Genomic DNA, 6,816 nt, shown 5'->3' with positions numbered 1-6,816 from the left:
CGACTATAGTGAAGCAGGAGCTGAAGTAACAAAAGATTCTAAAAAGGTGTTCTCATGCCCAATTATCTTAAAAGTAGAACCTCCTACTCTAGACGAATTGGATATGATTAACCCTCAGACTATTCTTCTTTCTGCGTTACAAATAAAAACACAAACCAAAAAGTATTTCGAAACTCTTGCTAGCAAAAGAATTACCGCTATAGCTTTTGAGTTTATTAAAGATGACGCAGGAATGTTTCCTGCTGTAAGAGCTTTAAGTGAAATAGCAGGTACTGCTTCTGTATTAATATCTTCAGAATTATTAGCAAATAGTAACCAAGGTAATGGTTTGCTAATGGGTAATATTACTGGTGTACCTCCTACAGAAGTTGTTATTATAGGTGCTGGTACAGTTGGCGAATTTGCTGCTCGTTCGGCCATTGGTTTAGGTGCTAATGTAAAAGTTTTTGACAATTCTTTAACCAAATTGCGTTGTCTACAAAACAATCTTGGTCAAACTGTTTACACCTCTACCCTTCAACCTAAAAACTTAACAAAATCTCTTAGAAGAGCAGATGTAGTTATTGGTGCAGTAAGAGGAAAAAACAGAGCTCCGGTTTTAGTTACAGAAGAAATGGTAGAAAAAATGAAACCTGGAGCTGTAATTATTGATGTAAGCATAGATATGGGAGGTATTTTTGAAACCTCAGAAATCACCACTCACGATCATCCAACTTTTACAAAACACGGTGTGGTACATTATTGTGTTCCTAACATACCTTCAAGATACTCTAGAACAGCTTCTAATGCAATAAGCAACATCTTTACTCCTTACTTGTTAGAAATAGCAGAAAGCGGCGGTATAGAAAAAGCTATACGTTTTGATAAAGGATTGAAAAATGGTTTGTATTTTTACCACGGAATTTTAACCAGTAAATCGGTTTCAGATTGGTTTGGTTTACCGTATAACGATGCCAACCTATTAATTTTTTAATTTTAAGATACCTCATAGTATGAGTTTTTTTCAGCGTTTAGCTTTTTATTTATTTGGAGCCTTGCTAGGCTGTATTGTTGTATATTTTATTTGGCAAAAAAAAGACACTTCTTTTTGCTACTTGCCTAACTGCAGAACTTTACAAGATATTAGATTAAAAAAGCGAGCTTTTGATCCAGAGGTTCAGCAAATGATTAACAGCAAAGTTCTAGATACGGCAATAATTAGCTATACATATTTAAACGGATCTGTAGATTTTTCTAAAAGCAATACAAAACTCAAGTCTTGTAAACGCTACAAAATACACAGTGAGTTTAACAACAAAACTTATGAGTTTGATGTTGAAAATTGCGATAGCATTGCTACCATAAAAAATGTTACCATAAAGTAAACAAATACTTTATTGCATATAGGGTTGCCAGTTTATTAAAAGGTATTTTTCTTTGTTAGCTTCTTTTAAAGATAAATAACCATATTCATAACAAAATAGATAGATATCATTTTTACTATTTTTCCAATAATTAGTGAAAAAATTGGGGTTAAACCCTTTTTTAAACAACTCTTCTTTCCTCATAATAGTTTTTCCTGTAGTATGAAAATGCTTTAATATAGATCGGTTAATTTTTAATTGCTCATTCACTTCTTTAAAACGTGTAACAGTTTTCTTCTTCTTTATTTTATAGTGATAAGATGATTTACAATAAGTAGAACAATATATCTTATCTATTCTACCTTCTATTTTTTCATTACAATTTAAACAAGCTCTTTCCATTATCAGTATAATTATACGGTTATTTATACGTATAAAAATACGCATAATTTAGGTTTCTACCGTTTTTAACCTTATTATAACAACATGATAAAGAGTGGATTATACATAAGCATAAAGCATTTACTTATTCATCAAGAAAAAATGATTGGTATAGTTTTTCAACCAAACAAAACAATTGAAAACTTAATAAGAACACTACCTAACCCAAAGTGGAGTAAAAAATACAATATGGTATATGTTAAGAACAATGAAGCAGTATTGACTCAGATTTTTGATACATTTAAAGGGATTGCGTGGGTTGACACAAGGTTGTTTTTTATAAATAAATCTTTTAATAACAATCAAAAACTAAATATAGATAAGTATAGAAACAGAAAATTACCCAACAGCTACAAAGTATGTCCAGAAGAATATTTGTTAAAACTAGAATTAAAAAGGTATTCATATAACACCGCTAAAACCTATATATCATTATTTGAAAAGTTCATCAATAGATTTTATAATTTACCACTCAATCAAATTACAGAAAATGAAGTAAGGCAATACTTAAAAGAATTAAATAATCAAGGAAAATCTAATTCTTATATTCATCAAGCAATAAATAGTATTAAATTTTACTTTGAAATGGTATTAGGTATGCCCAATCGTTTTTATGAAATTGAAAGACCCAGACCAGAAAAAAAACTACCAAAAGTACTAAGTATAGAAGAAATAAAAATTCTTATTAACAGTACCAACAACACAAAGCATAAGTGTATAATTTCATTGCTCTACTCTGCTGGTTTGCGTAGATCTGAACTATTAAATTTAAAGCTTACAGATATTGATAGTAAGAGGATGCTTATACATATAGTAAACGCAAAAGGCAACAAAGATAGATATAGTATTTTGTCTAAAACAACTTTAACAGACTTAAGAATCTATTTTAAAGAATGGCAGCCTAAACATTATTTATTTGAAGGTAATATAGGGCAACAATATTCGGCAAGTAGTGTTTTAAAAATAGTAAAAAGAGCTGGAGAAAAAGCTAACATAAAAAAAAGTGTTACACCGCATATGTTAAGACATAGTTTTGCTACCCATTTATTAGAAAATAACACAGACTTAAGATATATACAGTGTTTATTAGGTCATAGTAGTAGTAAAACCACCGAAGTTTATACACAAGTAGCCAAAAAACAACTACAGACAGTACAAAGTCCATTAGATTTGATATCTTAGTGCTATAAAACATATAAACGTAATTACGTTTATATAATTGTTGGGCCTAATTTGAAAAAGATGGAATTTAACCAGGCAATATATTACATGGAGAAACGAGGCAACCTTAAAGGTTTCTCGGATGAGCAAAAAGAAGAATTTATCAAAGCTTGCAATGCAAACTTCTTCTTTTATGATCCATATAAGGATTTGCTAATTAACCCAATCACGTCAAAGAAATATTGGCCAAAATCACTTCAAAGGATCTTTAATTATTCCAAAAATTCACTTGAAGAAAAGTTAAGTTCCAAGTTCCCAACGAAGGCACATGTAGACGGTTCATTGGACAAGTTATATTCCCGAAAAGAACGTGCTTACATTTTACATTATAGAATTATCCGTAATTTAAAATATTTAGGCCTCATCTTAGGTGGAATCTTAGCGTACTTTATAGACTTATATCTTGGTTTAGCTGTCGGGTTATACTTAATCTATTTTGACTATAACACTTTTGACAAAGTAAATGGTGTAATCGACCAAATTCAGAGTGGATTTATGACTGCTATGTTATGGCAAAAAAAGAGAAACCTCTATTTTTTTGGTTCCTTGTTGCTACTTCTTGGGTCATTGGCATCTCTTTATTTATTTACAAATTCAATTTACATAGTAATTGGTGTCTTTTTCGCCCAGAAATTTATTTTGGTAAATCCCACTGTACAATTTATTGCTTCAGCGGGTTATAGAGGAACTGATGTAGCCATTAAGTTAGAAGAGGAGTTTGAAAAGCAAAGTAAGAAGAATGATTTTCTAGATGAATTTCCCAAAGGAATAAAAATTAAGGAAGTTGAATTCTACGATGATACCCTTTGTGAATATGAAGAAGTTGAAGAACTGAAAATATTTTATGAAACACCTGAAGACCAGTATTGCTCGAAGCATTTGTTTGTTTACTCAAAAGAACCAATTAAAAAGGAAAATTTAGATAGAGCAATAATGAGTGATGGTGTAGCTAAACAATTACTTCGACTTGACAATGATGACAGGGTAGAATTTTACTTTGAGCACATACCAAACAAACCGGAAACAACTTACTTCGTGATTGCGAAAGAACATTTTATGAGCATCCATGAATTTGAAGGAACAAACTCGAGATGTATTGTGAAATCATTTCATGACAATGGCAAAATTGATAACTACCAAGAGTATGAAGATGGTATCATGCATGGTAAAATGATTGAATTTCATGACAATGGCCAGAAACAATTAGAGTGTGATTTTGAAAATGGTTTACTACTAACTAGTTATTATGAGTGGAAATACGCAGATGGTAAAATAATGATGAGTGGCTCATTGAGAAAACTTGACAATCGAAATCCTGAACAAAAGGACTTGTATGACCCAAATTCAGAATTTAGAATTGGGAGATGGGAAATTTTTGAGGAAGATGGCAGTTTAATAAAATCCGTAGACTACAAACCAGATGGTGAACGTCAAACTATAAAGGAGGACAAAGAAAAGTCTAAGAACTTAATATGGCTATAAAAGAAAAAAACTAGGCCCAACAATGGGTATAAAACATAGGGCGGACAGTGGTTTCAGCAAGTTTCGGGTTCTTAATAGGCTCATTTTCGGGCGGACAGTTAAGCGCTTCGAAATGCCCTACGTTTCATACCCGAGACCGTTGTGCTGCATTAAAAAAGACATGAAACAAATCCTATTCTACATATTTCTGATTGGCCTAATAAGTTGCTCGACAAACAGTCAAGACAAGAAAGTGGTTGACAAAAAACCGACAGAAGAATCTCAAATTGAAACGAAAACAGTTGGACAGACAAAAGATTATCGTGAAATCGTTATATCTGAAAATTCGCTTGACAAATTTTCAATTCCTTTCCCTGAAAAGAATATGTTGATGCCTTTGAAAAACTATTACGAACCTTATTGGGTAGAAGCGAATATTGGCCAACAAGACGGACCTGACTTTACTTATATAGACATTTTGAAGGACGATGATAATCCTATTGCTTATTTGAATTTTGACCCTGACAATAAATTCAAACTTGACGAAATCAGAATAGTAAGTTCAAGTGCAATTGACCAATACGGAGTTCGAGTGGGAGACACATATCAAGAAGTCAAGGAAAAGCGAAACAATGATTTTAAAAATTCAACAAATTATCACCAACACACATACTTGTACACTGACAGTTCAAACATTTATTACGAAGTGACAGGTGACTTTACAATGACCGAAGAAATGTTGGACAATCTTGATCAACTTGAATTGACTGAAGAGCAACTTCAAGAATGTAAGGTAGAATATATAATTTGGAGAAAAAGAAAATAAAAAACGCAGCACAACAAAGCATATAGCTTATGGCGAGTGAACGTCTGCAGGCAAGGTTTTCGCTTCGTAGCCAAGTTCATCTCAGGTGGACAGGAAAGTGCTTCTAAACCGCCACAAGCCATATGCAAACCGTTGTGAGCAAGCTGAAAAAAACGAAGTGAGAAACATTGAACAATTGATAAAAGAACTAATTCCACCATCTGATTACCAAAATCGGAATGGATTTAGTAATGAACACATTGTTTTGAGCTTGACCGAAAAGGAAAAAGTAGAAGTTGAGCGAATCCTAATTGAAATGCTCGAAAAGAATGGAGACAATTTGATTGGCGAAACGTTGACAATAATGAAATCGACTGACTCACTTCCTATTTTACAAAAAAGGTTGAACTTATCGAAAAGCCCAACTATGAAAATTATATGGGCGAGTTACATAAACGAGATAAAAAGCGGAGATGAGGAAATGAAAGATATCGCGTTAAACGAAATGGACAAAGTTTCAGAAAAATATTCTCGAATCGGAATCTTTCATCATTTAGCTAAATTTAGAGACGACCGAATAAATAACAAGATTCGGGATTTTATAAATCATAAAGATTATTTGACTGCTTACAATGCAAGAACTTCTCTTGGAGTTGACACAGCGGAAATAATAAAACGAAAACAAATTAAAAACGGAATTGGAACAAAAAAATGGTGGGAAATATGGAAATAAAAAGCCAGCTCACAACAATGTATAACCGCAATTACGGCGGATTCGACTACGTCCGAATCCACTCCGAATTGCTAACGCTAGTGCTAAATCGAAAATTAACACATATTAACCCGTAACTGAAGGTTATACGAGACCGTTAGCATACATATGGACAAAAAAAGTTTTGTACTGATAATCGGACTTGTTTTTATATGTTCTTGCGGTCAAAAAAAGGACAATACAAATCTCCAAGAATTATCGGAAGAAAAAGTTATGGATTCAATAAAATCGATATTGGTATCAATCTCTGGTAAATGGGAATTTGTCAATTCTAAAAATACTTCTCATAATAAATTTTCATTGCCAGAGATTGACCAAATTGAAATTGAGCATTGGGCAAAAATCAATTCAAATGAACCCATTAATGAATTGAGTATAACGGGAATGGATTTTCAATATATAGATAGCACAAATACTATGAATGGTAAGACTTATGACTATCCCGCAGTTGTAGAATATCGAAATAAAAAATTTGGACTAAATATCATGTCGGAATTCTTAGGAATTAGCGTGTTGAACGAAACTTCTCTCCTTTTCGATAATGGACAGCGCTTTATACGAAAACAATAAATACGTATGCTAACATTGTGTATAGCTCATTGCGGTCGGATTTTCCAAATGGAAAATCCAGCCTGATTCGCTAAATTAGGGGCTAGGGCGGAAAAGTCCGTTGGACATTTTCCGCAACGAAGCCATACACGAACCGTTAGGGGCAATTGTATTTTCTTATCAGTATTACGGAACATAATGTATAATTCTCCTAATTATTTTAA

At 32.6% G+C, this 6,816-nt stretch carries 8 protein-coding genes; 7 read left to right on the top strand and 1 reads right to left on the bottom strand.

Annotated elements, in window-relative coordinates; all coding sequences use genetic code 11:
* Together ACFQ1O_RS00040 and ACFQ1O_RS00035 are read left to right on the top strand one after the other, a co-directional pair.
* The coding region (locus ACFQ1O_RS00040; RefSeq protein WP_377712005.1) for an alanine dehydrogenase at positions 1–973 on the top strand (973 nt) is incomplete at its 5' end.
* A 19-nt stretch (positions 974–992) separates the two neighbouring features.
* A complete protein-coding gene (locus ACFQ1O_RS00035; RefSeq protein WP_377712003.1) occupies positions 993–1,364 on the top strand; it encodes a DUF4258 domain-containing protein in 372 nt (123 codons plus the stop codon).
* Positions 1,365–1,373: 9 nt separating this feature from the next.
* Here ACFQ1O_RS00035 and ACFQ1O_RS00030 read toward each other — a convergent pair whose 3' ends face one another.
* A complete protein-coding gene (locus ACFQ1O_RS00030) occupies positions 1,374–1,745 on the bottom strand; it encodes a hypothetical protein (RefSeq protein WP_377712001.1) in 372 nt (123 codons plus the stop codon).
* An 84-nt stretch (positions 1,746–1,829) separates the two neighbouring features.
* Here ACFQ1O_RS00030 and xerA point away from each other — a divergent pair, with 84 nt between their 5' ends.
* The 5 genes from xerA to ACFQ1O_RS00005 all read left to right on the top strand — a co-directional run bounded on the left by xerA (position 1,830) and on the right by ACFQ1O_RS00005 (position 6,613).
* Complete coding sequence (gene xerA, locus ACFQ1O_RS00025) at positions 1,830–2,966, top strand: site-specific tyrosine recombinase/integron integrase (protein ID WP_377711999.1); 1,137 nt, start codon at positions 1,830–1,832, stop codon at positions 2,964–2,966.
* Positions 2,967–3,026: 60 nt separating this feature from the next.
* Positions 3,027–4,487: a toxin-antitoxin system YwqK family antitoxin gene (locus tag ACFQ1O_RS00020; protein ID WP_377711997.1), complete on the top strand. Its 1,461-nt coding sequence runs from the start codon at positions 3,027–3,029 to the stop codon at positions 4,485–4,487.
* A 160-nt stretch (positions 4,488–4,647) separates the two neighbouring features.
* Complete coding sequence (locus tag ACFQ1O_RS00015) at positions 4,648–5,292, top strand: hypothetical protein (RefSeq protein ID WP_377711995.1); 645 nt, start codon at positions 4,648–4,650, stop codon at positions 5,290–5,292.
* An 85-nt stretch (positions 5,293–5,377) separates the two neighbouring features.
* Positions 5,378–6,004, top strand: coding sequence for a hypothetical protein (locus ACFQ1O_RS00010; protein WP_377711993.1), 627 nt, complete (start codon positions 5,378–5,380; stop codon positions 6,002–6,004).
* A 147-nt stretch (positions 6,005–6,151) separates the two neighbouring features.
* On the top strand, positions 6,152–6,613 hold the full coding sequence (locus tag ACFQ1O_RS00005; protein ID WP_377711991.1) for a hypothetical protein: 462 nt from the start codon (positions 6,152–6,154) through the stop codon (positions 6,611–6,613).
* The last annotated feature ends 203 nt before the right edge of the window (positions 6,614–6,816 follow it).

It is taken from the genome of Pseudofulvibacter geojedonensis (genome assembly GCF_042675745.1).
GTDB classification, from domain to species: Bacteria; Bacteroidota; Bacteroidia; order Flavobacteriales; family Flavobacteriaceae; genus Pseudofulvibacter; species Pseudofulvibacter geojedonensis.
The sequence above is the reverse complement of the archived record's forward strand: the minus strand, read 5'-3'. Positions and strand labels throughout refer to the sequence as shown.

Coding starts and splice junctions, on each gene's coding strand:
- ACFQ1O_RS00005 (WP_377711991.1), top strand. CDS start 6,152: ATGGACAAAAAAAGTTTTGTACTGATAATCGGACTTGTTTTTATATGT.
- ACFQ1O_RS00035 (WP_377712003.1), top strand. CDS start 993: ATGAGTTTTTTTCAGCGTTTAGCTTTTTATTTATTTGGAGCCTTGCTA.
- ACFQ1O_RS00020 (WP_377711997.1), top strand. CDS start 3,027: ATGGAATTTAACCAGGCAATATATTACATGGAGAAACGAGGCAACCTT.
- xerA (WP_377711999.1), top strand. CDS start 1,830: ATGATAAAGAGTGGATTATACATAAGCATAAAGCATTTACTTATTCAT.
- ACFQ1O_RS00030 (WP_377712001.1), bottom strand. CDS start 1,745: ATGGAAAGAGCTTGTTTAAATTGTAATGAAAAAATAGAAGGTAGAATA.
- ACFQ1O_RS00015 (WP_377711995.1), top strand. CDS start 4,648: ATGAAACAAATCCTATTCTACATATTTCTGATTGGCCTAATAAGTTGC.